Consider the following 26,934-nt stretch of genomic DNA (forward strand, 5'->3'; position numbering starts at 1 on the left):
ATTATTGCCAACGTCAAGGCAGCCTCACCCCAGGAAATACGGGCCTTGTAGACGACCATGGCCCGATTTCGTTCAGTGCTAGGACAACATTTTTCGCAGAACTACTTCATTTACCTGATTAATTGTTCCGCTTTTGGCAGAATTTGTGCGCTGGATCGCGCGGTGAGATCGTAATTGTAAATATCTGTTCGATATTGTGTACGTCCATCAGCGCCAACAAAGGCAGTCAAATAATATAAATTAACCGGAATATTTTGCCGAATATTGACGTAGCGCGTATCCCCTTGTTTCAGCGCGTCGGAAATGCGTGAATCATTCCAGCCCGCATCCTGCAATAGCATATTCGCCAGTTCAGATGCTTTATTGACGCGAACGCAGCCCGAGCTCAACGCGCGAACATCTTTCTGGAACAGATTGTGGTTCGGCGTATCGTGGAGATAAATAGCATCCGAGCTTGGCATATTGAACTTATACCGCCCCAGCGAGTTGCGCGCGCCCGGCGCCTGCTGGAAACGGAACGGTAGATTCTTCTCGGTGATGGTAGACCAATCGACACCATACGGATCGATAGCTTCTTTGCTGTTCCAGCCGCGCATCAACGTATAACCATGCTGCTCCAGATAGCCTGGATTGTTGCGCACCTTCGGCAGGATATCTTTGCGCGCCAGCGTCGGCGGCACGTTCCACGGCGGGTTGACCACCACGTTGTTCAACGCGCTGCTCATCATCGGCGTTTTACGATCCGGACGACCGACAATGACCCGCGATGCCAGCACCTGACTGCCGTCCTGATAGTAGACCAGCGAGAACGCCGGAATATTGACCATGATACCGGTGGACAATTTACTCGGTAGCAAACGCAGACGCTGGATATTCAGCGCCAGCACCCCGGCACGCTGCGCCGAAGAGACGTTCAGCCAGTCGCGGGTAGACTGGCCGATGACGCCGTCAGCGCCCAGCCCCTGCCAGGCCTGAAAGCGTTTAACGCCCTCGACCAGTTGGCGATCGTACACGCCACGCGCGGCAGGTTTTGTTTTCGATTTCGGTTTCGCCGATGGGCTTACCACATCGCCCGGGAGGGCGATTTTCGCCGAATCATCCAGCATGCCGGTACGCTGCAGGATTTCACGCAGCGCGCCAATATCGTTGCTCCACTCTCCCGGACGTAGCGAGGCGTTGCTGGTCAGTTGCGGCCACGGACGGTTATCCGCCACCAGCGTCAGCAGCGCCTGATGCATTGCTTCATATTGTGAATGTTGCGGCGCCAGTCCGGCAATAAATTGCGTTAACGAACCGTTATCCAGCGCCAGCTGCCACTGATTGATGACCGAGAGCGGCGGCGTCGTCATTTTGTAAGGCGTTGAGCCGTACAGCCAACGGTTCCCCTGCATCGGAATACCGCTAATAAAATGCAGATATCCCATCATGGCGTCGGAGAGCACGACATCGCGGGCCAGGCCGCTGACTGACGGGTCAGTCAGTAGGCTCACCCAGGTGGTGAACTGCGGCTGGAAGCCAGCGATAGCGACCTCCGCCAGCTGCTGCTGGAAGGCCTGTACCGCTTCGCGGTTCTCCCACATGGGTTTCATGTCGCGGGCAGCGTACAGCGCTACCAGCGGATTGATATAAACCGGATGATAACCAGACGGCAGTAAGCCCTCGATTTCAGCACGGCTTTTCGCCACCGCATCCGCCGCCAGCGGCTTCTCGCCGGCCATTTGCGCGACCGCAGCGGACTGGCCGTCGCTTTGGGCTAATGCCGACGACAGATCGCCCACCGTCGCGGAACTATCTGTGGGTATAACTTCAGGCTCTGCGGCCTGGACATTGAACAGCGGAGCAAATGCAAAAGCCAGGCTCAGGCTCAGGCTGAGCACCGACAATTGTCGACCATACCGTTTCTTTAGCAACATCCCTTGCCCCCTGTTAACACATTGCTGCCCGCCTAATGGGGCTTATTCTCAGTATATAAAGGCGAAAACGCTTTTGCCTTACCAAATGTAAAGAAGTTTAAAGACTATACCTTGTTAGCGTACTGTACAGAAAAACAAAAAGGGCGACAAATTGTCACCCTTTTTCCTATTAATCGGCACCCTTTCAGGAGGCGTCAGCGGTTCCAGGCAGCGCTTCCGGCACCGGCGCGGCAAAACCGCGCAGGCCGACAACGTGTACGTGTTCGTGATTATTAAACACTTTACGCACCAGTTTATAAGTTGTGCCTTTTTCCGGGCTGATATTTTCAGGCGCCGCGATAATCAACTGCATCTCCAGACGTTCGCACAGTTCGAACAGCGTGGCGATAGAGCGAGCATCAAGACGCGCTGCTTCATCGAGGAACAGCAGACGGCAAGGCGAGATATCCTTACCGCGCAGACGACGGGATTCATCTTCCCAGCTCTGCACCACCATCACCAGAATCGACATCCCGGTACCGATCGCTTCACCGGTTGACAGCGCGCCGGACTCCGCGCGCAGCCAGCCGTCGGAACCACGGTTAACTTCCACTTCCATCTCCAGATAGTTGCGGTAGTCGAGCAGCTCCTCGCCGATGGTTTGCGGCGTACGTTGCCCCATATCAATCTGCGGATTCAGGCGCTGATAAAGTTTCGCTAGCGCTTCCGAGAAGGTCAGGCGATTACTGTTAAACAGATCCTGATGCTGCTCATGCTGTTCGGAGAGGACATCAAGCAGCGTCGAGTGGGTTTCACGCACGTTGACGTTCAGACGCACGCTGTTGACCTGACCAAACGATACGCTCTGCAGCCCCTGGTTGAGCATGCGAATACGGTTCTGCTCACGCTGAATGGTCTTGCGAATGATATTCGCCACGCTGCGTGAGCTGATCGCCAGCTTCTGTTCGCGGTTGGTCAGCTCTTCGGTCAGACGGCTGAGTTCGATTTCCATCTGCTCGATCGCTTCTACCGGATCATCGGTGCGAATAATATCCTGGCGGATACGCTCGCGCAGATGCTGATAAACGGCAACGAAGAACTGAATTTTGCGCTCCGGACGTTTCGGATCTTCCGAAATACGCAGGACGTCGCGCAGGTGCTCGTTATCAGCGACCGCCAGACGCAGCGCACCCAGCGCCTTATCCGACATCGAACGCAGTTCGTCGGCGGAGAGATAGGCCAGCTCGCGGCGGTGCAGACGACGTTCCACGCCGTTGTCTTTCACCAGACGCATCACCGCGCACCAGCCCGCTTTAGCGCTCACCACCTGCTCGCGCATTTCGCAGTAATCGCGCTCCAGCTTGCGCAGCTTGCGGGTCAGGTTGTCCATCTCCGCTTCGCAGAAGGTCAACGCTTTCTCCAGCTGATTACGGCGGGAGCGGTTGTTGCTCAGCTGCATATGCAGCTCATCACGACGCGCGCGCGCGCGCTCTTCCACGCCGGCATCGGCACGCACGCCGATATCCTGCAGCTCTTTATACAGATCGTTGAGCAGCTCTTTCTTGGTGTCATACGAACTTTTCAGCGACGCCAGCACCTGGTTGTACTGGTTCAACTGCGCAACGTGGCTACGCATCGCTTCGCGAGCGCGGCTACGCTCGGATTCTGCTTGTTGCAGGCGCTGGCGCAGCTTTTCGTTAAGATCGCTGTTGCCGCTGAGCATCTCCGCCGAGTCAGAGTAGCTGAAGTGAGCGCGGCGCTGCACGACTTCCGCCAGCGCGAAAGCCTGCTGGCGCGCATCGCGCTGGATTTGCTGCGAATAGGCGTAGTCTTCTTTCAGCTGTTCGAACTGTTCCGGGTCGCTCTGCAGTACCGAGACGATGGGTTCCAGTTTCGCCAGCTGATTGCCATGCTGCTGGATAAAGCGCGCCGCTTCCTGCGCTTCATCCAGACGCTCCTGGATTTCATCTACGCGATCGGCCAGCGTCTCATCGGCCAGCAGATTCAGGCGCGGCAGCAGGCGGTTAAGCGCCGACACGCCCTCTTTCGCCTGCTCGTACTGGACGCGGTTCTGCTGGTTATCGCTTTCATGCGCATTCAGCGCGCGCTCGAGTTCGCCGCGGCGGCTATTGAGTTTGCGGATCTCTTCTTCCGGGTCGTCATCAAAGGCAACCGCCAAATGGCTACCGATGAAGCGGCTAAAGGCCTGATGCAGGCGCTGCGTTTTCTGCACGTCAAACGACAGCGTAGCAAAACGCTCGGAGAGGCTTTCACGCTCGGCGTGCAGCGTTTCGATGCGGTTTTCACGCGCGGCGCGGCCAAACAGCGGCAGCGTCGGAAAACGCGAATAGCGCCACTGGCGGTCGGCAATTTTCACGACCACCGCTTTTTCCAGCTCATCGACGCTGAAAACGCTGTCATCGAAGGACTGCGGATCGCCTTCGATCAGATACAGGTCTTCCGGGCAATCTTCCAGCCCTTCGAGCTGCTCCGCCACTTGCGACAGATCCGGAACCACGATCGCATGGCGCGATGGGCCATACAGCGCGGAGAAGTACGGGGCATCTTCGAGGCTAACGTCGTCGTAGATTTCCGACAACAGCACGCCGCCAAAGCGCTCCGCCAGCGCGTTCAGACGCGGGTCTTCAGAACCGCCCGGCTGGCTGAGACGCTCGATTTCTTCGTCGATGGCGCGCTTGCGGGCGCCGACTTCATCGCGCTCAACAATGGCTTCGCGCTCGCGCTCCAGCAGCTGCTGCAGGTACTCGGTGACGTCCTGGCTTGATTCAAACTGCTCGCCGCTCTGCTCGCACAGCTGGTTGAGGCTGTTTTGCGCCGCCAGCCAAATCGGCGCCCGGCGCATCAACGTCTGGGTACGCGACTGCAGCTGTTCCAGCTCCTGACGCAGAGCCATGCGCTGTTCCTGAGCGTTAGAAACGCTATCGGCCAATGACGCGATGCGCGCTTCCAGCTCCTGATGCAGCGTTTCCAAATCGTCGATATCGTAGCGTTTGCCCTGGCGCTTACAGAACTCGGCCAGCTGGCGCTCGGCGTCCTGTTGTTCACGCAGGCGCTGCTCCAGCTCGTTGAGACGGCTACGCAACCCATGAGCCTGCTCCGCCAGATGACGCTGGTTGACGCCATCGCGTAGTAATTCACGCGCCACATCCCAGGCTTCATTACGCGCCAGCGGGCCGTTGATCGCCGCAACCAGCTGATACGCTTGTTCAAACTGGCTGTGCGCGGTTTGCGCCACGCTCATTTTTTGTTCCAGCGACAGCATTTTTTCCGTCGCTTCCAGCTCTTTCGCCTGGAAAGTTTCCAGCCATTCATCGGCGCTATCGGCGGTTAAATCCGGCAGGTGGCACAGCGCGCGCGCGCGCTCCAGCGCCTGTAGGGCCTGATTGTACTGAATGGCGCGAGTCTGCTGCACGTCGAGCGCCTGCTGGTAATCGGCGAGCTGGCTTTTCAGCTCATCCACTTCCAGTTCGGCGGCCTCGGCGCGAGCTTCGTTCTCTTCCTGCTGGTCGGCGGCTTCCGCCACCACTTCATTTTGCTCTTCCAGACGAATCTGCAGTTCGTCGAGATCCGCTTCGTAGCGCTCGATTTTTTCCTGCTGACGCAGCGCGGTTTGTACCAGGTTCAGGTGATCGCTGGCGGCCTGATAATCAGCTTCCAGATCGCCTTCTGCGCCGTTGTGTTCCTGCAGCTCGCGCGCCATATCGACATGTTTGTACTGCTCTGCCGCCAGCTGCGAACGCGAGGTAAAGAGCTCGCGACGGTACTCCAGCGCTTTATCCAGATGGATTCGCCGCTCGTTGGCGTGGCGCATGTAGTCCGCCGCCACGTAGTTGGTGGCTTCACTGATAAGGTGCTTAAACAGATCGCGATCGGACTGAGTTACGCGAATCGCTTCCAGGGTCATACGGTTTTCACGCAGCGCCGCTTCCATATCCTGGAACGCCTTACGCACGCCGCTGTTTTCCGGCAGCAGGTAATCGCGCAGGGAGCGGGTAATGGTGCTGGAGATCCCGCCGTACAGCGAGGCCTCAATCAGGCGGTAGTATTTGCTACGATCGGATGCAGAGCGCAGACGACGGGCCACCACGCCCAAATCAAACATCAGCGAGTGATATTCGGTGATCGAGTTGAACTGTTTGAACTGCACCCCTTCCATCGCGTCGAGCTTGTCTTTCAGCTCGTTGAGGCTCACGACGCGCGCCTGGCGCTCGTTGAGCGTTTCGGTCAACAGTTGGGTCGGCTGGATCGAGGTTGGCAATCCCTGGATGGCAAATGGCTTAATATCGACTTTACGATCGCGCCCGGCAACCTGCTGCAGACGTACGCCGACAACCACGCGCTGGTGGCGCGAGTTGATCACGTCGAGCACCGAGTAACAGACGCCGGCACGCAGTTTACCGTGCAGGCCTTTATCACGCGAACCGCTGGTGGCGCCCGCTTCGGTGGTGTTACGGAAGTGCAGCAGGGTTAAATCGGGGATCAGCGCCGTGACGAAAGCCGCCATGGTTGTCGATTTACCGGCGCCGTTACCCCCGGAGAGCGTCGTTACCAGCTCATCAAGATCGAAGGTCCGGGCAAAAAAACCGTTCCAGTTAACCAGCGTCAGCGAGCGAAACTTACCGCGTTCAATCATTATTCTTCCTCCCCGCTATCCGGCTGATTCTCTTCATTCTCGTCATTGAGCTGCAGGTGATTCTCCAGCGCCATTGCTTCGCCATCGCGGATCATGCGCAGCTGCGCTTCGCGCGGATCGTCGCCGACGCGCACATCAGCGCCAAAGCGGAACACCGATTCGGTGATGCGGAATTTACTGCTGTCGTGACCCATAAACCACACCATGCCGAGGCGACGCAGGCGGTTGAGAGACGCGCGCATTTTCTCCTGCAGCTTCTGGCGGTCGAGGTCGGAGCCGGTGGAACGGTTGTTCACCAGCTTCAGCAATTTGCTTTCGTCCGCCAGCGTCAGGAGCTCATCGTAGAGCTCCTGCTGGGTGAAGATGCCTTCATTAGCCAGACGTTCGGGGCTGAGGTAGAGGTAGCAAAGAATTTTGCCGACCATCATATCCAGCTCTGATAATACCGAGCGCGGGATCAACGTCGTAGAGCGCGGGCGCAGGTAGAAGAACCCCTCCGGCGCGCGGATCAGCTCAACGTTGTAGCGCGCATAAAACTCTTCCAGGTAATCCTGAAAATCCATCAAAAATGCGTGATTATCCAGCTCATCGAGGCCAATGTGACGACCTGCGCGCAGGGCGCTATCCAGCGCCGGAAATAACGGATTGGCCAACGCCTGCGCCAGCTTAGCTGGCATCACTTGTTCAATATTTGTCAATGACATGCGCCTGTACCTTGGCTCCGTAATCATTAATCGGCTGCCATTTTGCCGGCAGTCCGGTGAAATCTGCCTGGGCGACGCCCAGCTGTACCGCCTGGTCAACGACGATTCGCGCGACGTCAAAATGGCGCGCACGCGGATATTGCGCCAGGAACTCTCGCGCCACCAGGCCGAGATCCAGCGGCATCCCTTTCTCTTTGTAGACCGCCAGCTGCGCTTCAATCAGCGCGGCCAGCTGCTCGCGAATTTCGTTGAACTCTTCGAATTCGAGGTCTGCCGGCAGCTCGCCGGTGACTTCTTCATCGCGCAACGCCATCTCTTCATCGCGCATATCCAGCAAGCGATCGGCGCTGGCGTAGGTCAGCGCCCACGGAGCATCGAAGTAGGTCTGCACCGACTGACGCAAACGCTGGGCGAAAACGCGGTTTTTATCCATATCGATGGCGGTACGGATAAATTTATGTACGTGACGATCGTAACCGATCCACAGGTCGATAGCCTGTTGGCCCCAGCTGACGATACGGTCGAGCTTGCTTTGCAGGTCGAACACCAGACGGTCGACAAAATGCAGATCGTCGCGCGCGATGGTAGCGTCCTGGATACGCAACAGGTTGGCCTGCAGCTTATCGCCCGCCGCATCCAGGGTATCCTGCAATTCGCGCAGGGTGCCGGAGGTTTCGGACAGCAGCAGTTCGCAGCTAGAAATCGCCGCGCGCCAGTCTTTGTTCAGCAGTTGGGCGATATCGTCTTTCACCTGCTGCTGCTGCTCATCCATGATGCGTTGAGTCAGATCGATACTATCGAAGATTTCCGCCACCGAATATTTCAGCGGCGCAAAAACGTTGCGATGCCAGTGGAATTCATCGCCACCCTCATCCGCGGAATCTGCAGCCCGCTTCAGTTCGCCGGCCACAATCGACAGCTGCATCGACAAACGCAGGGTGGAAAATTCACGCTGGCGAATGTAGTAATCGGTAATGCCGATACCTAACGGCGTCAGGCGATAGATAGCATTCCCTTCCGTTATTTCGCTGGTAAAGCGGTTCAGCAGACGCTGGCGCACCATATCGTTGATGGCGTTATTGGCGCGCTGGCTGATGGTTTCGCTGGTCTGCTCAAACGCATCACTAACGTGGCGGAACGCGTCCACCAGTTCTCCCTCGGTCATTTCCCCTTCCAGCCGCTCGCCGTTCAGCGTGGCGACAGCCAGCAGAAAAGAGAGTCTGTCGACCGGCAGCGAGATGGAAAAATCATTTTTCCTGGCCCAGGCAACCAGTTCGGGGACTGTCTGGGAAAATTCACTCATAGTTTATCCTTGCATCTGCGGCTGTGCGCCTGGATCTTTCTTAAGCGCGGTGACATGAATATAGCGGCCCAGGCTGATATACGGCTCCTGGCGACAGTAGCGCGTTTCCAGCTCCAGCAGCACCGCAAAACTGTCATGCTGTTTACGTTTCTCACGCAGATAATCATGAAACACCCGCACGCCGGTTTTACCGGTTATCTGCCAACCGAGATCTTCCAGCCAGCCGTAAACCTGCTGCGGATCGCGCGGATAATCCGGCGACAGCGTGCGTTTTTTCTTTTTCGGCATGCCGATTTGTACGTAGTCGAAGTTTCCGGCGACCATATTGTGCATCAGCAGGCCGTTAGCATTGTAGAACATTAACGACAGCGCGCCGCCCGGGCGCAACACCGACCACAGCGTGCGCAACATTTCCTGCGGTTCCGCGACCCACTCAAGCACCGCATGAAACAGTATCAGATCGACGGGGCTTTCCAAATGCTGAGCAATATCCTGCGCCGCGCATTGTACAAAATACATGTTGTCGATCACACCTTTATCGCGGGCCGCCTGCTGAGCGCGAGCCACCATTTCGGCGGAAAGATCGCATAGCGTGACGTGATGGCCTAATTCCGCGACGCGGATCGCCGTTTGCCCTTCGCCGCCGCCGGCATCAAGCACCCGCAACGGTCCTGGCCCCATCTGCTTAAGCAGCGGTTCCAGATCCTGCCAAAGGATCGCCTGACGCAGTTGGCCCTTGGTGGTGCCATAAATATTGCGCGAAAACTTTTCAGCGATGTCATCAAAATTGCGATCCTGCACGGACGACTCCACAAGCCAACACAAAACCGCTATTTTGTCATACCCACGGCGATAATGAAGCGATCTGTTATAAGATCCACGCAGAACTTTGCTTATATGGTTAAAAAAGGAACCATCCGGGATGCTTTTTACGCTGAAAAAGGTTTTTGGCGGTATGCTGTTGCCGCTTCCTCTGCTGTTATTGCTGATGGCGGTCGGCATCGCCCTGCTGTGGCGCAGCCGTTTTCAAAAAACCGGCAAGACGGTGGTCACTTTAAGCTGGCTGTTGCTGGCGCTATTAAGCCTGCAGCCGGTGGCTGATGGGTTATTAAAACCGATAGAAAAAAGCTACCCGACCTGGCGCGGCGGCAAATCCGTTGAGTATGTCGTGGTGCTGGGCGGCGGCTATACCTGGAACCCGCAGTGGGCACCGAGCTCCAACCTGATCAACAACAGTCTGCCGCGGCTGGCAGAAGGGATCCGCCTGTGGCGAGAAAACCCTGGCGCGAAAATGATTTTTACCGGCGCGGCGGCCAAAACCAATCCGGTCAGCACCGCCGAGGCGGGGGCGCGCGTCGCCGAGAGCCTCGGCGTACCGCGCAGCGCCATTATCGTCCTTGACCGACCAAAAGATACCGAACAAGAAGCGGCTGAAGTGAAAAAAACCATCGGCGGCGCGCCATTCCTGCTGGTGACCTCCGCCTCGCACCTGCCGCGAGCGATGATATTTTTCCGCCATGCAGGGCTAAATCCGTTACCGGCGCCAGCCAACCAGCTGGCGGTAGAGTCGGCGCTTAACCCCTGGGAGCGCGCGCTGCCGTCACCGTATTGGCTGATGCACAGCGAACGCGCGATTTACGAGACTCTGGGGCGGGGCTGGCAGTGGCTGAAGGGAGCGTCAGGCGATCCAGGGCAGGATTGATTTCGCGGCAAATGAGAAACGGGCGCGATCGAAGCGCCCGGTATTCACCAGGTTTTCGACTTCATCCCATAACTGATATAACCAGCGCCGCCAGACGAAAGACTCCGCGACCGGCGCCCGCTGCAAATAACGCCATAACAGCTGCTCCCCTAACCCGCCGTCGGCGAGGCGGAACAATTCATACTCGCGCGGCGCCCACAGCATCATCCCCGGCCCGACCATCGCCAACAGCTGATCGGTGCGCGCGTCTTTGAGCATGCTACGTAGCGTAAAGCAGCCATGGACCAGCACGCAGTTGTCGTTGAAATCACTAAACAATTGCGGCAGGCTTTCACGACTGCGGAATAAAATGCGCTTATCCTGCATTGTCAGCCCGGTGTCATGATAGAGGTTAAGCGTGCTCCACAGCATTTCTACCCGCTGGCGATACCAGTGCGGCCAGACGTTTTCCTGAGTGCTATCGACCATTCCCACACAGCCGCCGCTGTCGTGGCGGTGCCATGCCAGTAATCCTTCGACAATCTGATCCTGCAGTTGCTCCCACCGCTCGGGCGTGCGCGCCGGCGCTTCTACTGAAACGCCGCGTAACCGTTCAATCAGCAATACGTCAGGCCCTGGATGCTCTTCATGTGTCATGACGCCATACACCACCGGCATACGAACGGTGCCGCTACGGGCAAGCATTGAGATTTTCCACGCCAGCTGGCGCGCCACGCCCGGCGTAGTGAAGCTTTTCGCCAACAGCGGCATCGGGTTTCCCTGCGCATCATACAGCGACCACAGCGCTGACGAGGGTTTCTCGCTAACGCATTCCACGCGGCTTAGCTTCTCGCCAAGCAGGTGGCTCAGTTCGGCTCGCAACTGTTCCATCATAGATACCCTCATGAAGACTACTGTTTTCATAATGAGCGTCTGGGGGCGACTTGTCAGCGGATAAGATCAAAAATGGGCTAATTAGCGGCAGAAATATGTCCCCTCCAGGCGAAGGGGACGGCAAGAATTAACGCAGTTCGGCGCGGACGCGTTCCAGATCTTCCGGGGTATCCACGCCAGTGCCAGGAACCACTTCCGCCACCGCAACGTGAATTTTTTCGCCATACCACAATACGCGCAGCTGTTCGAGCATCTCAATTTGTTCGAGCGGGCTTGGCGCCCAGCTGACGTAGCGGCGAATAAAACCAGCGCGGTAGCCGTAAATACCAATATGGCGCAGCAGGGAATCGCCAATTTGCTCACGCGATTTTGCAAAGCGATCGCGATCCCACGGAATCGTCGCTCGTGAGAAATAGAGCGCGTAGCCGTCGGCATCCATGACCACTTTGACCGCATTCGGGTTAAACGCTTCTTCGGCATCGTGGATAGGCACCGCCAGCGTTGCCATCCCGCTGGTGCTGGCCGCGAGGTTTTCCGCCACCTGGCGCACGATCGCCGACGGGATCATCGGTTCATCACCCTGAATATTGACGATGATGGTGTCATCGCTGAAAGCGCATTTTTCAACGACTTCCGCCAGACGCTCGGTGCCGGATTGATGGTCAGCGCGGGTCATGCAAACCTCGCCGCCCGCGGCTTCAACCGCACGCGCGACATCTTCATGATCGGTGGCGACAATAATGCGATCCGCGCCGGATTCACGGGCGCGTTCCAGCACGTGGACGATCATCGGTTTACCGTTGATATCCTGCAGAGGTTTCCCCGGCAGGCGCGTGGAGGCAAATCGGGCAGGAATAATGACGACGAAACTCATGGCTGGCTCTCTTCTACCGCGAGTGAGCGCGCTTCGTTTTCAAGTAGTACCGGGATCCCTTCGCGCAGCGGGAAGGCCAGACTGTCGGCTTTGCAGATAAGCTCTTGCTTATCCTGACTGTAATACAGCTTACCGTTACAAACCGGGCAGGCGATAATTTCAAGTAAACGGTGATCCATGATTCCTCCTGATGGACCGAATAGATTTATCAGCAGCATATCACAGGATGGTAGCCGGCGTATCACGCGGCTTCAACGCCCCAACCTTGCCGCTGGTTAGCAAATAGCGTCGCAGGTAGCTGGCGCAGCACAACCTCTTCTGCACCTTGCCAGCGCGCAAAATCGTTAATTGCCCGCTGGAGTCCGCTTTCCAGCCCGGCGGTCACTTTCACGCCCTCTTCCAGCCACAGCGAAAAGATCTCAAGCATGCCGTCCTTTCGGTGCAACTTGCTGTCCATCCTGCCAACCAGTTTTCCCTGATGCAGCAACGGTAGCACAAAGTAGCCGTATTGCCGTTTCGGCGCAGGGGTATAACATTCCAGTCGATAGCTGAAGTTGAATAACTGCTCGGCCCGTTTACGGTCCCACACCACCGGGTCAAACGGCGAGAGCACGGCGCTGTGGCTGGCGGTTAACTTACCGCCGGATGCCGATTCCAGCGACGCTTGCAGATCGCGATGCAGCCACATTTCCCCCAGTTCTTCAACCATAACCGGCACCACCAGCCCCTCATCCTGCCAGCCCTTCAGCAGCGCCGGTAATGCAGGCTGGCGTAGACGATAATAATCGGCCAGCCACGGTGGACGAAAAACGCCCAGGCTGCGCGCGCTGTTACGCAGCATAATAGACTCGGCCTCCTGGCGGGAGAGCGCGTCGCGCTCGTCATCCCAGTGCGGCATCGCCCGATGGGTTAAATCATAGACGCGATGAAAGTTACGCCGCTCAACGACCATCAGTTTGCCGGCGGTGAACAACCCTTCAAGATGACGTTTATGCGGTTTCCATTCCCACCAGCCGCTGGCACCTTTACGCGGATGGGAAAAATCCGCCGATCGAACCGGGCCATTTTGCGCGATATGCGCCAGCAACTCTTCTATGCTAGCGGCGTGTTCGTGCATCCACTCTTTATGGTATTTCCAACCCATCTTGTCAGGATTCAACATCCGGTGGCGCACGAGGGCGAAATCGCTACGCGGCAAAAAACAGGCCTCATGCGCCCAGTATTCCATCAGCTCGCCGCTACGCAGAGAATCATCCAACCAGTGCTGAGGATAACTGCCAAGACGACTAAACAGCACCAGATAAGGGCTACGGGCGACCACGTTGATCGTATCGATTTGCAGCAGCGACATCTGCTGAATAGTGGAAAGGATGTCAGTCTGGCGAGCGCGACGCCGGGGCTTTTTCAGTAGCCCTTGCGCCGCGAGATGAAGATGGCGAGCCTCTTTTAGCGACAATTGCAATACCGACATGCAGGTTCTCCGTAGGGGATTCAAGCACAGCGGCGAGCAAAACCAGCACGCAGGTTAACGTTGCGCCAGCGTCACTAAGTCCGCGAGCAACCGCTGTGCGCGTTCATCGGTCATTATGGCGTCAACCGGTAGATACCACCAGTTAGCGGCGGCAAATTCACGGCATTTAACCGCGTCTTTTTCGGTCATTAGCAGCGTCTGCTCCGAGCTTGCCAGTACAGCGACCGCGCTTTGACTAAGTGCCTGATGATCCGCCAGCGCCACGGTTTTCACCGGATGCACGCCGCAGCTTTCAAGCGTCGCGAAAAAGCGCGGCGGATGGCCAATGCCGGCCATCGCCACTACGTTGTCGAGGGTCGCAACGTCGCGACGCTCGCCGGTAAGCAGGTTCACCGCCATGCCGGGACGCAACTGCATCGGGATTTCCCCCGGACGTGCGACGCCGCCGTTGACGATAACGGCATCGACGCTTTGCAAACGGGATGCTCGCTCGCGCATCGGCCCGGCCGGCAACCACCAACCATTGCCAAAGCGGCGTACGCCGTCAATCACAACGATTTCTGTATCCCGCGCCAGCTTATAATGCTGAAGACCATCATCGGTGACGATAATTTGTAAATCGTGAGCGGCTAATAAGGCTTTTACCGCCTCGCTACGCAGTGGCGCAACCGCCACCGGCGCGCCGGTACGCTGATGAATTAACACCGGTTCATCGCCCGCCTGCGCTGTACTGGTGGCATTATCCAGCAGCAGCGGATAGCGGTCGGCTTTGCCGCCGTAGCCGCGAGATACCACGCCGACGCGTATGCCCCGCTGCTGCAGTTGTTCCACCAGCCAAACCACCACCGGCGTTTTACCGTTGCCGCCGGCGGTCAGATTACCGACCACGACCACCGGCACCGGCGCGCGCCAGGCTTTTTTCCACCCCAGTTTATAGCTGAGGCGGATGCAAGCGCTCACCAGGCCATACAGCCAGGAAAGCGGCAGCAATAGCCGCCATAGCGGCGATTCGCCGGACCAGATGCGCGCTATCATTGACCGAATTGCATCTTGTGTAACTGCGCGTAAACGCCTTTATGTTCCAGCAGATCCAGATGGCTGCCGCGTTCAACGATGCGACCATCTTCTACCACCACGATTTCGTCAGCCTGTTCGATAGTCGACAGACGGTGGGCGATAACCAGCGAGGTGCGGTTTTTCTGCAGTTCATCCAGCGCCGCTTGAATTGCACGTTCCGACTCGGTATCCAGCGCCGAGGTGGCTTCATCGAGGATCAGAATAGGGCTATTGCGCAGCAGCGCACGCGCAATAGCGATACGCTGACGTTGACCACCGGAGAGCATCACGCCATTCTCGCCGATAATCGTGTCCAGTCCATTATCCATCTTGTTGATAAAGTCCATCGCATAGGCCATACGCGCCGCTTCTTCAATTTGCTCGCGGGTGTACTCTTCGGTACGCGCATAGGCGATGTTATTGGCGACGGTATCATTGAACAGATGCACGTTCTGCGAAACCAGCGCCACCTGATCGCGCAGGGAGCTCAGTTTGTACTCGCGTAAATCGTGGCCATCCAGCAGAATCTGCCCCTCGTCAACGTCGTAGAACCGGGTAATCAGGCTGGCGATGGTGGATTTACCTGAGCCTGAACGCCCTACCAGCGCAACGGTTTTCCCTTCCGGGATGCTCAGATTGATGTTACGCAGCGCGGCAACTTCGCGGCCAGGATAGCTAAAGGTGACGTTGTGGAACTCCAGGTTACCTTTGGCGCGCTCAATCACGCGAGTGCCTTCATCTTTCTCCTGCTCGGAATCCAGAATGGAGAAAAGCGTCTGACATGCAGCCATACCGCGCTGGAACTGCGCGTTGACGTTAGTCAGGGATTTCAGCGGGCGCATCAGCGCGATCATCGAAGAAAAGACCACGGTAATGGTACCGGCGGTCAGCGTTTCCATGACGCTTGGGAAGCTCGCCGCGTAGAGCACAAAGGCCAGCGCCAGAGAGGCAATGAGTTGAATGACCGGGTCGGAGATGGAGGACGCGGAGACCATTTTCATGCCCTGCAGGCGCATCTTATTACTGACTTTGTCAAAACGCTTGGTTTCAACCGCCTGACCGCCGAACATCAGCACTTCTTTATGCCCTTTGAGCATCTGTTCCGCGCTGGTGGTCACCTGCCCCATGGTGTTCTGCATATTCTTACTGATATTACGAAAACGCTTCGAAACCACCCGAATCGCCACAGAGACGATAGGCGCAAGCACGATAAGAATTAGCGACAATTGCCAGCTGTAATAGAACATCATGGCGAACAGGCCGATAATTGAGGCCCCTTCACGCACTACGGTTATCAACGCGCTGGAGGAAGATGAAGCGACCTGTTCGGAGTCGTAGGTGATACGCGACAGCAATGTCCCGGTGGACTGTTTGTCGAAGAAAGCGACAGGCATGCCCATCATATGACCGAACAGGCGGCGACGCATGGTCATCACCACTTTGCCGGAAACCCAGGAGATACAGTAGCTCGAGATATAGCTACTGATGCCACGCAGCACCATCAAACCGATCACCACCAGCGGCATCCATAACAGCACTGAGCGATCCGTTTTACCAAAACCATCATCCAATAACGGTTTAAGAAGCGATAACATGAAGGTATCACTTGCCGCGTTAAGCACCAACGCCACGGCCGCTACGATTAGCCCGGCTTTAAACGGCGCTATCATCGGCCAAAGTCGGCGGAAGGTCTGCCACGTGGAGAGATCTTTATCGTTCTGCATTCAATAAACCAGCTTATGTTGAAATAGCCGCATATTCTACCCGTTCTGCGCGTCCCCGCCAAACCACTGATGATACCAACGCGGTAAAAGTTGATCTCGTAAGCTATGGATTTGCCAACCTTCTGGAGAAAAAATAATCGTTATTTGCCCCGAGTGCGGCGTATCAAACCACCGATATCCCTGCTCACGATAGCGCTGCGCGACTTTTTGGGAAGGCATCTTCCATGCATTGTATCGCGCTGCCGAGGCGATAGCCGCCTCTCCCCCTACCCGCTGCAACAATGTCACGCCGGATGAAGTGTTGCTGCCGTGGTGCGGAACCTGAATAAGTGTAGACATAAGATGCTGCCAGTAATGGCTTATCATCTGCTGTTCGGCCGGGATTTCGATATCGCCGGTAAGTAAAACGCTACGCTTGCCGTCATCGACCCTAACCACACAGGAACCATTGTTCCCTTTATGCTCACCCGCAGGCAATGGCCAAAGCGCCTGAAATCGGAGCCCTCGCCAGCGCCAGGTTTCCCCTCTGCGACAGGGTAGATGCCCGCGCGCTTTAAGCGGACTACGAATAACGAGATTGGGCCACGCCTGAATAATCGCATTCAGGCCACCGCGATGATCAAGATGTTCGTGGCTCAATATTATGCCTTCCGGATGAAGACCGCGCCAGCGTAGCCAGGGTACGATAAGCCGCTCGCCGCTATCGCCTCCCGGCCAGGCCGGGCCGGTATCGTACAAAATTGCCGCGCCCTGACGCTCGATGACCACCGCCAGCCCTTGTCCGACATCCAGCATCGTCACCCGCCACTCGCCCGGTGAGGCGGCGCGCCAGAAAGGCCAACTGAGTAGCGCCACGCCGCTAATACAGAGTAACGGCATCTGACGCCAGGCCTGAAAACGCCATACCAGAAGCGCCAGCCACGGCAGTAAACTGACCGCCAGCCAGCGTTCGTCAAGCGATACCCATCCCGCAGGCAAATGGCGTAAGAACCAGAATAAGATTGCCAGCAACCGATCGGCGAGTTGCCATAACGCCATTTCAAGCAATGCCGGACCGCTGAGATGCAGTAGCATGGCCGCTAAAATCAGCGGGACTATTAGAAATGTCACCAGCGGAACGGCAATCAGGTTCGCTATCAGTGATGTCAGACTAATACCATGGAACAGGGCTATCTGCAGCGGTGCCAATAATAGTATCAGGCCACACTGCAGGTGGCTCAGCGCCAGCAGGTGCCGCCACGGTGAATGACAGCGGTAAGGGCGAAGCGGCGCAAGCTGATACCAGAAAATCAACGCAGCAACCGCAAAGACCGATAACCACAGGCTTTCTGAAATTATCGCCAGTGGATCGGCCAGCAGTATTGCCGCAATACAACAGCAAAATATTTGCCAGGGCGACCAGCGCCTGGCCTGTAGCCGCAACAGACATCCTGCGGTTAAGGCCGCACAGGTACGTAGCGCCGGGGGTTGCATGCCGGTAAGCCAGGCGTAAAACAGCGCGCAACCTAACCCGACAAGCAGCGGTATCCGCCAGCCTATCCAGCGGCACGGGAGAAAGAACTGTATTCCGCGAACCAGCAACCAGCCAAGCGACGCCCCCAGCGCAATATGCAGGCCGGAGATAGCCATTAAATGAGACGTCCCCGTCTCCTGCATTAACCTTTTTATCTCATCCGCAACCGCAAGGCGCTCCCCCATTCCCAGCCCCAGCATCACCGTTCTCCACGGATAATTAGCAAGTGCGCGGTTCAACGAGTCCAGATAGCGAGCCCGGGAACTACAACGTGAATCAAGCGATGAGGCATTCAGAAAACGTCCGCTAAGCGGACGATGTTGAGCAAGGGCGTAGCGCTGGCTATCGAAGCCGCCCTCATTTAACTGCCCATGCACCGGACGAGCGCGGATGGTCATCAGCCAGCGCTGCCCAACGCAGCCTGCTTCAGGCAGTTCGCCGCCGTGGAGGGTGATCCCAACCGCGGGATATAAACGCCGCCCATCAAGACGGATTATCTTACCTTGCCAGCTCGTCAGGCCATCACCGCCTACCAGCTCAATAACGGCCTGCCGGTTGCGACCGGGAATATGCTCAGTGGGCCACAGCGCCTGCCGGGCATGTAATATTCCCCACACGAGAAATAGCAACGTCAATGCGGCATACGTTGTGTAAGGTTTGCGCAGCGTTGCCATGATTATCGCAACGCCAATAAGACACCAAACGCTTAGCATATTCGGTAGTGCCGGTAGCCAAAGCAGCGGCGAAATTCCGATTATGGCGCAGCCTGCCAGATGTGGTAATCGCATAACACCTCCCTGTTATCGGGGAGTGTCAGACAATTCGCCGCCGCGATCATGTTGAAAAGAATGGCATTGCGTCGCGCTGTCCGGGAAATATTGTCTCTTGCTATCAGTTAACAAAAGTTTTGCGAGCGGACACGGAAAACAGGCATAAAAAAAGCACCCTCAGGTGCTTTTTTATTAAGTAAGTCTTTGCCTGATGCGGAAAAACTTACTCTTCGTAAATATTGGCGCGGTCGCGTAGTTCTTTCCCAGGCTTAAAGTGCGGAACGTATTTACCTTCCAGTTCCACTTTATCGCCAGTCTTCGGGTTACGCCCGGTGCGAGGTGCTCGATAGTGCAGAGAGAAGCTGCCGAAACCGCGGATTTCAATGCGCTCACCTTGAGCAAGCGTTGAGGCCATATGTTCCAGCATTTCTTTAACAGCATCTTCCACCGCTTTCGCCGGGATATGAGATTGCTGGCTGGCAAGTCTTTCTATCAATTCTGACTTGGTCATTTTTCCTCCGGTTTCCTTCAAGGCAAAGTTAGCTTACAGCTTAAACAAGGGCGGCCGTAGCCGCCCTTTGTGCTTGATTACAGGACGAATCCTGCAATCTGTCAAGTAAACTCGTCATTATTCAGACCGTTGTGGCCTGAATAACTAAGATTACTCGCCTTTAGCTGCTTTGAAAGCTTCAGCCATTGCGTTGTTAGAGAAGTTTGCATCTTCCTGTTTGTTAACAGTTGCGATTGCATCTTTCTCGTCAGCTTCGTCTTTCGCACGAACAGACAGGCTGATTGCGCGGTTTTTACGATCAACGCCGGTGAATTTAGCTTCAACTTCGTCGCCAACGCTCAGAACCAGAGTTGCATCTTCAACGCGGTCACGGGATGCTTCAGAAGCACGCAGGTAACCTTCAACGCCGTCAGCCAGTTCTACGGTTGCGCCTTTAGCGTCAACTGCAGTTACTTTACCGGTTACGATAGCGCCTTTCTTGTTCAGAGCAACGTAGTTGTTGAACGGATCTTCCGCCAGCTGTTTAACGCCCAGGGAGATACGCTCACGTTCTGCGTCAACCTGCAGTACAACTGCAGCGATTTCGTCGCCTTTTTTGTATTCACGAACTGCTTCTTCGCCTGCAACGTTCCAGGAGATGTCAGACAGGTGAACCAGGCCGTCGATGCCGCCGTCCAGGCCGATGAAGATACCGAAGTCAGTGATAGACTTGATTTTACCTTCAACACGGTCGCCCTTGTTGTGGGTTTCCGCGAACTGCTGCCATGGGTTAGATTTGCACTGCTTCAGACCCAGGGAGATACGACGACGTTCTTCGTCGATATCCAGAACCATAACTTCCACTACATCGCCAACGTTAACAACTTTGGACGGGTGGATGTTTTTGTTGGTCCAATCCATTTCGGAAACGTGAACCAGGCCTTCAACGCCTTCTTCGATTTCAACGAAGCAGCCGTAGTCGGTCAGGTTGGTCACGCGACCGGTCAGTTTGGTACCTTCCGGATAACGCTTAGCGATAGCTACCCACGGATCTTCGCCCAGCTGTTTCAGGCCCAGAGATACACGGGTACGCTCGCGGTCGAACTTCAGCACTTTAACAGTGATTTCGTCGCCAACGTTTACGATTTCGCTCGGATGCTTAACGCGTTTCCAGGCCATATCGGTGATGTGCAGCAGGCCGTCAACGCCGCCCAGATCAACGAATGCACCGTAGTCAGTGAGGTTCTTAACGATACCTTTGACTTCCATGCCTTCCTGCAGGTTTTCCAGCAGCTGATCGCGCTCTGCGCTGTTTTCGGATTCGATAACGGCACGACGAGAAACAACGACGTTGTTACGTTTCTGGTCCAGCTTGATGACTTTGAATTCAAGCTCTTTGCCTTCCAGGTGCAGCGTGTCGCGCACCGGACGAACGTCTACCAGGGAGCCCGGCAGGAACGCACGAATACCATTCAGCTCAACAGTGAAGCCACCTTTAACTTTGCCGTTGATAACACCGACTACAGTTTCAGCGTCTTCGTAAGCTTTTTCCAGCGTGATCCAAGCTTCGTGACGTTTAGCTTTCTCACGGGACAGCAGGGTTTCACCGAAGCCGTCTTCTACTGCATCCAGAGCAACGTCAACTTCGTCACCAACCTGGATTTCCAGCTCGCCCTGGGCGTTTTTGAACTGCTCAGCCGGGATGGCGGACTCAGATTTCAGACCAGCGTCAACCAGTACGATATCTTTGTCGATAGCAACAACAACACCACGAACGATGGAACCCGGGCGGGTTTCGATTTCTTTTAAGGATTCTTCAAATAGTTGAGCAAAAGATTCAGTCATGTTTAATCTTCAGGTTTCATATTTAACGTCCACCTGGCTCCGTGCCGGATGGGGTTGTTTAACATACCCGCTAACACTCCGTTGCTGCGGGGGTACTGCTATAATTCGGAGGCTCGCAACGCTTTGCCGCTTAACGGTTAAGCGATAGCCAGTTTTTCGCGCGCATATTGTAGCGCTTTTTCAATTACTTGCTCAATGCTTAGTTCAGTTGAATCGAGAACTAATGCATCAGCGGCCGGGACAAGCGGCGCCACGGCACGATTACGATCGCGATCGTCACGCTCTTTTATCTCGGACAAAAGACGTTCAAAGTTAACACTAAAACCCTTTTCCTGCAACTGTAGCAGGCGGCGCTGCGCGCGTTCTCCCGCCGACGCATCGAGGAAAATTTTAACCGGCGCATCAGGGAAAACGACGGTGCCCATATCGCGGCCGTCGGCAATCAGGCCGGGTTGCTCGCGAAAGGCGCGTTGACGGCGCAGCAGCGCTTCGCGAACGCGCGGGAAGGCAGCGACTTTCGAGGCGGTATTGGCCACTTCCTGGGTGCGGATCTCCGCACTCACATCCTCACCTTCCAGCACCACTTCCAGGTTGCCGTCAGCAGAAATAAAACGTACATCGAGATGAGCGGCCAGCGGAACCAGCGCCTCTTCTGACTCGACGTCAACATGATGATGTAAGGCCGCCAGCGCCAAAACGCGATAGATAGCGCCGGAATCCAACAGATGCCAGCCAAGCGCTTCCGCCATTGCCTTGCACAACGTACCCTTACCCGCACCGCCAGGTCCATCAATGGTGATTACCGGAACATTTGCCGTCATCTTTATTCTCCTTTAGCAAGGCGCATGAATATAAACGCCGCGCATTATACGCATCAATGCGCCAGAAAGTGAGCATTGTGTGCAAATTACGGAATAGTAGAAATTAAATGTAGAAGAATTGCGCAATTATAGCGGGCTGGCGGAATACCAGCCCGGAAGATGACAAAGCTTTACCTTATCGGACGAGACAGAATTTACGCCAGGGTACTAATTCGCGCTAACTGCTCGAAATAGTCCGGGAACGTTTTCGCCGTACATTTCGGGTCAAGGATAGTGACTGGCGTTGCCGACAGCGCCACCAGCGAGAAGCACATCGCCATGCGGTGATCGTTGTAGGTACCGATTTCAGCAAATTTCAGCGTCTCAGGCGGCGTGATGCGAATATAGTCTTCACCCTCTTCCACTTCGGCGCCGACTTTACGCAGTTCAGTTGCCATCGCAAACAGACGATCGGTCTCTTTCACCCGCCAGTTGTAAATATTACGCAGCACCGTGGTACCTTTCGCAAACAACGCCGCGGTAGCGATGGTCATGGCCGCATCCGGAATATGGTTCATATCCATATCAACGGCATTCAACTCGCCGCGTGTACAGGCGATAAAATCGTCGCCCCAGACAACCGTCGCGCCCATTTTTTCCAGCACGTCGGCGAATCGAATATCGCCCTGTACGCTATTGCGGCCAATACCGGTCACTTTCACCGTACCGCCCTTAATAGCGCCGGCAGCGAGGAAGTAAGAAGCTGAGGAGGCATCGCCTTCCACCAGATAATCGCCCGGCGACTGATATTGTTGCCCACCGCGCACGACAAAGCGCTGATAGTTGTGGTTTTCAACGTTAACGCCGAAGGTTTTCATCAGGTGCAGCGTGATGTCGATATAAGGTTTAGATACCAGCTCGCCTTTAATCGCGATCGTCGTGTCCTGCGGCGCCAGCGGCGCAGTCATCAGTAAAGCGGTAAGGAACTGGCTGGAGACGCTGCCATCAACTTCCACCTGGCCGCCGTTGAAACCACCGCGCAGGCGCAGGGGCGGATAGTTTTCCTGCTCCAGATACTCAATTTGCGCGCCCCCCTGGCGTAACGCATCGACCAGGTGCCCTATCGGTCGCTCTTTCATTCGCGGTTCGCCGGTCAGCACAATATCGTTGTGGCCGAGGCACAACGCCGCTGCCAGCGGGCGCATCGCCGTACCAGCATTACCGAGAAACAACTCCAGCGCGCCGCTGGCCTGAAGCGGACCACCGTTGCCGGTGACTTCACAACGAGTGCGATCGGCAGACAAGGTGTAGTGAACTCCCAGGGCGTTAAGCGCATTGAGCATATGGCGAACATCATCGCTGTCCAGCAAGTTGGTCAGCACGGTGGTGCCGTGGGCTAATGCCGCCAGCAGCAAAGCGCGGTTAGAGACACTTTTTGACCCGGGTAGGTTTACGGTGCCATCAACGCGCGCAATGGGTTGTAACGTCAGGGATTCCATGAAACTCGACTCTCAAAAAAACAGAATAAAAACCCCGCAGACCGGCCGCGGGGATGAAAATAAGCGCTCAGCAATTAGCCGCGACGACGTTCGAAGTCCTGCATGAAGTCGGTGAGCGCCTTGACGCCGGCCAGCGGCATCGCATTGTAGATAGAAGCACGCATACCGCCCACCACGCGGTGGCCTTTCAGCGCATGCAAACCGGCCGCAAAAGACTCTTCAAGGAACAGTTTGTCCAGCGCGCTATCCGCCAGCTGGAACGGCACGTTCATCCGCGAGCGGTTGGCAGCGGCAACATCGTTACGATAAAAATCACTGTTATCAATCACGCCATACAGCAGGTCCGCTTTTTGGCGGTTGATTTTATCCATCGCGGCCACGCCACCCTGCTCTTTCAGCCATTTGAATACCAGCCCCGCCAGATACCAGGCGAAGGTCGGAGGCGTGTTAAACATTGAGTCATTGGCGTTCAGCACGGTGTAATCAAGAATTGATGGGCAGGCGACGCTGGCTTTACCCAGCAGGTCTTCACGCACGATAACCAGCGTCAACCCTGCCGGGCCGATATTCTTCTGCGCGCCAGCGTAAATCACGCCATAACGGCTGACGTCGATTTCATGGGACAGAATACTGGAGGAGTAATCCGCGGTGACGACGACATCTTTGTCAAAATTCGGCGTTTCGTGAATAGCGATACCATCGATGGTTTCATTTGGGCAGAAGTGCAAATAGGCCGCGCCCGGCGTCAACTGCCATTCGCTCATCGGTTTAACGGCTCGCAGGCCGTCAACGGTAGTTTTCGCATCGATAACGTTCGGCGTGCAGTATTTTTGCGCTTCTTTCACCGCACTTGCCGCCCAGTAACCGGCGTCCACATAATCTGCTGTCGTTTTATCACCCAGCAGATTTAACGGGATCCCGGCAAACTGTCCGCGACCGCCGCCATGACAGAACAACACTTTATAGTTGGAAGGGATATTAAGCAGATCGCGGAAATCCTGTTCTGCCGTTTCAGCCACCTGGATAAACTCCTTACCACGGTGGCTGATTTCCATTACCGACGTCCCCAGACCGTGCCAGTCGCACAGTTCCTGTTGCGCCAGTTTGAGAACTTCTGCCGGCAGCATTGCCGGGCCCGAACTAAAGTTATAGACCTGAGCCATTTCCCCTCACCACGTTGCTATATTGTCTGCACGCGAACCGTCGCGGGCATAAGTTATTCCTGTGGCTATCGGTTTTATCATTCAGTGACACACACCGCAACGAGTAAAACTAAGCGGCCCACAAACGAGGCCACCGTCACACAAAAGAATCAACCAGCTTGACGTCATTAAACCGACATAATCGCTGCGAGCAGATCGCTTTTTCCTCTCTCTTCCGCCGTCCATTCCGGATTTGGACTGACGGCATAAATAATTATCATCTACGTTCACAGGAAACGATCTCGCCGTAGCTCCCCCCGTCAACTCATTTAATACTTGAATATTATCTTAATTCTTCATGAATTATGTTTCCGCGAGAGCACCGTCATTTACCGTCGTATTTCCAGATCATTAAAATTTTCGAACCAGCCGATGAAGACTGGTATTAATCACTTTTAAAGGAATATTTATGCGTGAATTAACCTATAACGAAATGTCTGATGTGAGCGGCGGCTTTGGCCTGTTGTCCATTCCTGCGGCAGTTGGTTTACTGGTCAGCATTCCGACGATTGTCATCGGAGCGATAACCGGGCCCTTTACGCTGGGCGCAGGCTTCGCGGTAATGGCGGCAGGCATCGTCGGTACCAGTCTCGCCGGCGCGGCAATGATCGTTAGCATTTGTACGCCGATTCTGTAACTTGCTACGGCATGTGGAGTTTCTCCGCATGCCATTTACCGCTCTTCTCTTTTTATGCATTGCCGCGGCTAACGACATAGCCACTTACCGGTAAAACCCGTATCATTGCGCATCCTGCCAACAATAAACGAATTGCTATGACCCAGACATTTATCCCCGGCAAAGATGCCGCCCTGGAAGATTCCATCGCTCGCTTCCAGCAGAAACTGCTCGACCTCGGATTTGATATCGAAGAGGCCTCGTGGCTGAATCCGGTACCACACGTGTGGTCCGTTCACATTCGCGATAAAGAGTGCGCGCTGTGTTTTACCAATGGTAAAGGCGCAACTAAAAAGGCGGCGCTGGCTTCCGCGCTGGGCGAATATTTCGAACGTCTGTCTACCAACTACTTCTTCGCGGACTTCTGGTTAGGCGATACCATCGCCAACGGTCCCTTCGTTCATTATCCGAACGAAAAGTGGTTCCCGCTGACGGAAGATGATGAAGTACCGGAAGGCCTGCTGGATGCCCGCCTGCGCGCCTTTTACGATCCGGACGATCAACTGACCGCCAGCATGCTCGTGGATCTGCAATCCGGCAACGACGAGCGCGGCGTCTGCGGCCTGCCGTTTACCCGTCAATCAGACGGCGAAACCGTCTATATTCCGATGAACATTGTCGGCAACTTGTACGTTTCCAACGGCATGTCAGCGGGTAATACCCCGAATGAAGCGCGCGTGCAGGGCTTGTCTGAAGTCTTTGAGCGTCATATCAAAAACCGTATCATCGCAGAGAGCATCAGCCTGCCGGAGATCCCGGCTGAAGTGATGGCGCGCTATCCGGGCGTCGTTGAATCTATCGCCAAACTGGAAGCCGAAGGTTTCCCGATCTTCGCCTACGATGGCTCTCTTGGTGGTAAATATCCGGTTATCTGCGTAGTCCTGTTTAACCCGGCTAACGGCACCTGCTTCGCCTCTTTCGGCGCCCATCCGGATTTCGGCGTGGCGCTGGAGCGTACTGTTACCGAACTGCTACAAGGCCGCAGTCTGAAAGATCTCGACGTCTTTACCCCTCCGACCTTTGATGACGAAGAAGTTGCCGAGCACGCCAACCTGGAAACTCACTTCATTGATTCCAGCGGCCTGATCTCCTGGGATATGTTTAAACAGGATGCCGACTATCCGTTCGTTGACTGGAATTTCTCCGGCAGCACTGAAGAAGAGTTCGCCACCCTGATGGCTATCTTCAAAGCTGAAGATAAAGAAGTCTATATCGCCGACTACGAACATCTGAGCGTCTACGCCTGCCGGATCATCGTTCCGGGGATGTCCGATATTTATCCGGCGGAAGACCTGTGGCTCGCTAATAACAGCATGGGCGCACACCTGCGCGACACTATTCTCTCCCTGCCGGGTAGCGAGTGGGAAAAAGAAGATTATCTGGCGCTCATCGAGCAAATGGACGATGAAGGACTTGATGATTTCACGCGCGTCCGCGAACTATTAGGCCTGGCAACCGGCAAAGACAATGGCTGGTATACCCTGCGTATCGGCGAGCTGAAAGCGATGCTGGCCTTGGCCGGCGGCGACCTTGAACAGGCGTTGATTTGGACAGAGTGGACCATGGAATTCAATGCCTCCATCTTCAGCCCTGAGCGCGCCAACTATTATCGCTGCCTGCAAACGCTGCTGTTGCTTAGCCAGGAAGAAGAGCGCCAGCCGCTGCAGTACCTGAATGCCTTCATCCGTATGTATGGCGCGGATGCTGTGGAAGCCGCTAGCGCCGCCCTGAGCGGAGAGGCGCCATTCTATGGCCTTCAGGCGGTCGATAACGATCTGCGCGCTTTCCCGGCACATCAGTCTTTACTGAAGGCCTACGAAAAGCTGCAGCGGGCAAAAGCGGCCTTCTGGGCCAAATAACCCATTAGGGGTAAACCATAACGTTAC

At 55.7% G+C, this 26,934-nt stretch carries 19 protein-coding genes and 1 pseudogene; 3 read left to right on the plus strand and 17 right to left on the minus strand.

From position 1 onward, the window contains the following. Nucleotides 1–110 precede the first annotated feature (110 nt). From ldtD to cmoM, 5 genes and pseudogenes are all read right to left on the minus strand, one after another. A complete protein-coding gene (ldtD, locus tag ABLV66_RS16765; protein WP_348876210.1) occupies nt 111–1,913 on the minus strand; it encodes a L,D-transpeptidase LdtD in 1,803 nt (600 codons plus the stop codon). A 184-nt stretch (nt 1,914–2,097) separates the two neighbouring features. Then, on the minus strand, nt 2,098–6,546 hold the full coding sequence (mukB, locus tag ABLV66_RS16770) for a chromosome partition protein MukB (protein WP_348876212.1): 4,449 nt from the start codon (nt 6,544–6,546) through the stop codon (nt 2,098–2,100). Further along, nucleotides 6,546–7,250, minus strand: a complete 705-nt coding sequence (gene mukE / locus ABLV66_RS16775; protein WP_015367459.1) for a chromosome partition protein MukE — start codon at nt 7,248–7,250, stop codon at nt 6,546–6,548. The genes mukB and mukE overlap by 1 nt, the downstream gene beginning before the upstream one ends. Further along, nucleotides 7,231–8,553 carry a chromosome partition protein MukF gene (gene mukF, locus ABLV66_RS16780; RefSeq protein WP_015367460.1) on the minus strand — a complete coding sequence of 441 codons (1,323 nt, stop codon included), beginning with the start codon at nt 8,551–8,553 and terminating at the stop codon, nt 7,231–7,233. Before mukF ends, mukE begins: the two co-directional genes overlap by 20 nt. Further along, nucleotides 8,550–9,354 (minus strand): annotated as a pseudogene (cmoM, locus tag ABLV66_RS16785) (tRNA uridine 5-oxyacetic acid(34) methyltransferase CmoM). Before cmoM ends, mukF begins: the two are co-directional and overlap by 4 nt. A gap of 121 nt (nt 9,355–9,475) precedes the next feature. Here cmoM and elyC point away from each other — a divergent pair. Continuing rightward, the gene (gene elyC / locus ABLV66_RS16790) at nt 9,476–10,255 is read left to right on the plus strand and encodes an envelope biogenesis factor ElyC (RefSeq protein WP_047077864.1); all 780 of its coding nucleotides are present in this window, start codon (nt 9,476–9,478) and stop codon (nt 10,253–10,255) included. Here the strand turns inward: elyC and ABLV66_RS16795 are convergent. The 12 genes from ABLV66_RS16795 to serC form a co-directional block, all read right to left on the minus strand. Next, the gene (locus ABLV66_RS16795) at nt 10,232–11,125 is read right to left on the minus strand and encodes a YcbJ family phosphotransferase (protein ID WP_213797541.1); all 894 of its coding nucleotides are present in this window, start codon (nt 11,123–11,125) and stop codon (nt 10,232–10,234) included. The two genes, elyC and ABLV66_RS16795, sit on opposite strands and share 24 nt — an antisense overlap. Nucleotides 11,126–11,255: 130 nt before the next feature. Beyond that, the gene (gene kdsB / locus ABLV66_RS16800) at nt 11,256–12,002 is read right to left on the minus strand and encodes a 3-deoxy-manno-octulosonate cytidylyltransferase (protein ID WP_045395726.1); all 747 of its coding nucleotides are present in this window, start codon (nt 12,000–12,002) and stop codon (nt 11,256–11,258) included. Continuing rightward, nucleotides 11,999–12,181, minus strand: a complete 183-nt coding sequence (gene ycaR / locus ABLV66_RS16805; protein WP_042892909.1) for a protein YcaR — start codon at nt 12,179–12,181, stop codon at nt 11,999–12,001. Before ycaR ends, kdsB begins: the two co-directional genes overlap by 4 nt. 62 nt (nt 12,182–12,243) lie before the next feature. Beyond that, nucleotides 12,244–13,473, minus strand: a complete 1,230-nt coding sequence (locus tag ABLV66_RS16810) for a winged helix-turn-helix domain-containing protein (RefSeq protein WP_289577008.1) — start codon at nt 13,471–13,473, stop codon at nt 12,244–12,246. A 54-nt stretch (nt 13,474–13,527) separates the two neighbouring features. Continuing rightward, entirely contained in the window at nt 13,528–14,508 is a 981-nt protein-coding gene (lpxK, locus tag ABLV66_RS16815; protein ID WP_348876213.1) for a tetraacyldisaccharide 4'-kinase, read from the minus strand. Further along, entirely contained in the window at nt 14,505–16,253 is a 1,749-nt protein-coding gene (gene msbA / locus ABLV66_RS16820) for a lipid A ABC transporter ATP-binding protein/permease MsbA (RefSeq protein WP_032707692.1), read from the minus strand. Before msbA ends, lpxK begins: the two co-directional genes overlap by 4 nt. Before the next feature lie 36 nt (nt 16,254–16,289). Then, nucleotides 16,290–18,554 (minus strand): ComEC family protein, encoded by a 2,265-nt coding sequence (locus ABLV66_RS16825; protein WP_348876214.1) that lies wholly within the window; start codon nt 18,552–18,554, stop codon nt 16,290–16,292. Between the two features lie 205 nt (nt 18,555–18,759). Further along, nucleotides 18,760–19,047 carry an integration host factor subunit beta gene (gene ihfB, locus ABLV66_RS16830; RefSeq protein WP_004100704.1) on the minus strand — a complete coding sequence of 96 codons (288 nt, stop codon included), beginning with the start codon at nt 19,045–19,047 and terminating at the stop codon, nt 18,760–18,762. A 150-nt stretch (nt 19,048–19,197) separates the two neighbouring features. Beyond that, nucleotides 19,198–20,871, minus strand: coding sequence for a 30S ribosomal protein S1 (gene rpsA / locus ABLV66_RS16835; RefSeq protein ID WP_015367470.1), 1,674 nt, complete (start codon nt 20,869–20,871; stop codon nt 19,198–19,200). Between the two features lie 137 nt (nt 20,872–21,008). Beyond that, nucleotides 21,009–21,692: a (d)CMP kinase gene (gene cmk / locus ABLV66_RS16840; RefSeq protein ID WP_348876215.1), complete on the minus strand. Its 684-nt coding sequence runs from the start codon at nt 21,690–21,692 to the stop codon at nt 21,009–21,011. A 194-nt stretch (nt 21,693–21,886) separates the two neighbouring features. Then, the gene (aroA, locus tag ABLV66_RS16845) at nt 21,887–23,170 is read right to left on the minus strand and encodes a 3-phosphoshikimate 1-carboxyvinyltransferase (protein WP_047045592.1); all 1,284 of its coding nucleotides are present in this window, start codon (nt 23,168–23,170) and stop codon (nt 21,887–21,889) included. A 74-nt stretch (nt 23,171–23,244) separates the two neighbouring features. After that, a complete protein-coding gene (gene serC, locus ABLV66_RS16850) occupies nt 23,245–24,333 on the minus strand; it encodes a 3-phosphoserine/phosphohydroxythreonine transaminase (protein ID WP_045395743.1) in 1,089 nt (362 codons plus the stop codon). Nucleotides 24,334–24,781: 448 nt separating this feature from the next. On the opposite strand from serC, the gene ABLV66_RS16855 reads away from it, so the two are divergent. Continuing rightward, nucleotides 24,782–25,009, plus strand: coding sequence for a hypothetical protein (locus ABLV66_RS16855; protein WP_045395746.1), 228 nt, complete (start codon nt 24,782–24,784; stop codon nt 25,007–25,009). Nucleotides 25,010–25,146: 137 nt separating this feature from the next. Continuing rightward, nucleotides 25,147–26,907, plus strand: coding sequence for a 30S ribosomal protein S12 methylthiotransferase accessory factor YcaO (gene ycaO, locus ABLV66_RS16860; protein ID WP_047045589.1), 1,761 nt, complete (start codon nt 25,147–25,149; stop codon nt 26,905–26,907). The last annotated feature ends 27 nt before the right edge of the window (nt 26,908–26,934 follow it).

Source organism: Klebsiella sp. CN_Kp073, assembly GCF_040065495.2.
Taxonomy (GTDB): Bacteria; Pseudomonadota; Gammaproteobacteria; order Enterobacterales; family Enterobacteriaceae; genus Klebsiella; species Klebsiella aerogenes.

What these genes read in the sequence shown, in the direction of transcription:
- ldtD (WP_348876210.1), bottom strand. Translation starts at nt 1,913, where the DNA reads ATGTTGCTAAAGAAACGGTATGGTCGACAATTGTCGGTGCTCAGCCTG.
- mukB (WP_348876212.1), bottom strand. Translation starts at nt 6,546, where the DNA reads ATGATTGAACGCGGTAAGTTTCGCTCGCTGACGCTGGTTAACTGGAAC.
- mukE (WP_015367459.1), bottom strand. Translation starts at nt 7,250, where the DNA reads ATGTCATTGACAAATATTGAACAAGTGATGCCAGCTAAGCTGGCGCAG.
- mukF (WP_015367460.1), bottom strand. Translation starts at nt 8,553, where the DNA reads ATGAGTGAATTTTCCCAGACAGTCCCCGAACTGGTTGCCTGGGCCAGG.
- elyC (WP_047077864.1), top strand. Translation starts at nt 9,476, where the DNA reads ATGCTTTTTACGCTGAAAAAGGTTTTTGGCGGTATGCTGTTGCCGCTT.
- ABLV66_RS16795 (WP_213797541.1), bottom strand. Translation starts at nt 11,125, where the DNA reads ATGGAACAGTTGCGAGCCGAACTGAGCCACCTGCTTGGCGAGAAGCTA.
- kdsB (WP_045395726.1), bottom strand. Translation starts at nt 12,002, where the DNA reads ATGAGTTTCGTCGTCATTATTCCTGCCCGATTTGCCTCCACGCGCCTG.
- ycaR (WP_042892909.1), bottom strand. Translation starts at nt 12,181, where the DNA reads ATGGATCACCGTTTACTTGAAATTATCGCCTGCCCGGTTTGTAACGGT.
- ABLV66_RS16810 (WP_289577008.1), bottom strand. Translation starts at nt 13,473, where the DNA reads ATGTCGGTATTGCAATTGTCGCTAAAAGAGGCTCGCCATCTTCATCTC.
- lpxK (WP_348876213.1), bottom strand. Translation starts at nt 14,508, where the DNA reads ATGATAGCGCGCATCTGGTCCGGCGAATCGCCGCTATGGCGGCTATTG.
- msbA (WP_032707692.1), bottom strand. Translation starts at nt 16,253, where the DNA reads ATGCAGAACGATAAAGATCTCTCCACGTGGCAGACCTTCCGCCGACTT.
- ABLV66_RS16825 (WP_348876214.1), bottom strand. Translation starts at nt 18,554, where the DNA reads ATGCGATTACCACATCTGGCAGGCTGCGCCATAATCGGAATTTCGCCG.
- ihfB (WP_004100704.1), bottom strand. Translation starts at nt 19,047, where the DNA reads ATGACCAAGTCAGAATTGATAGAAAGACTTGCCAGCCAGCAATCTCAT.
- rpsA (WP_015367470.1), bottom strand. Translation starts at nt 20,871, where the DNA reads ATGACTGAATCTTTTGCTCAACTATTTGAAGAATCCTTAAAAGAAATC.
- cmk (WP_348876215.1), bottom strand. Translation starts at nt 21,692, where the DNA reads ATGACGGCAAATGTTCCGGTAATCACCATTGATGGACCTGGCGGTGCG.
- aroA (WP_047045592.1), bottom strand. Translation starts at nt 23,170, where the DNA reads ATGGAATCCCTGACGTTACAACCCATTGCGCGCGTTGATGGCACCGTA.
- serC (WP_045395743.1), bottom strand. Translation starts at nt 24,333, where the DNA reads ATGGCTCAGGTCTATAACTTTAGTTCGGGCCCGGCAATGCTGCCGGCA.
- ABLV66_RS16855 (WP_045395746.1), top strand. Translation starts at nt 24,782, where the DNA reads ATGCGTGAATTAACCTATAACGAAATGTCTGATGTGAGCGGCGGCTTT.
- ycaO (WP_047045589.1), top strand. Translation starts at nt 25,147, where the DNA reads ATGACCCAGACATTTATCCCCGGCAAAGATGCCGCCCTGGAAGATTCC.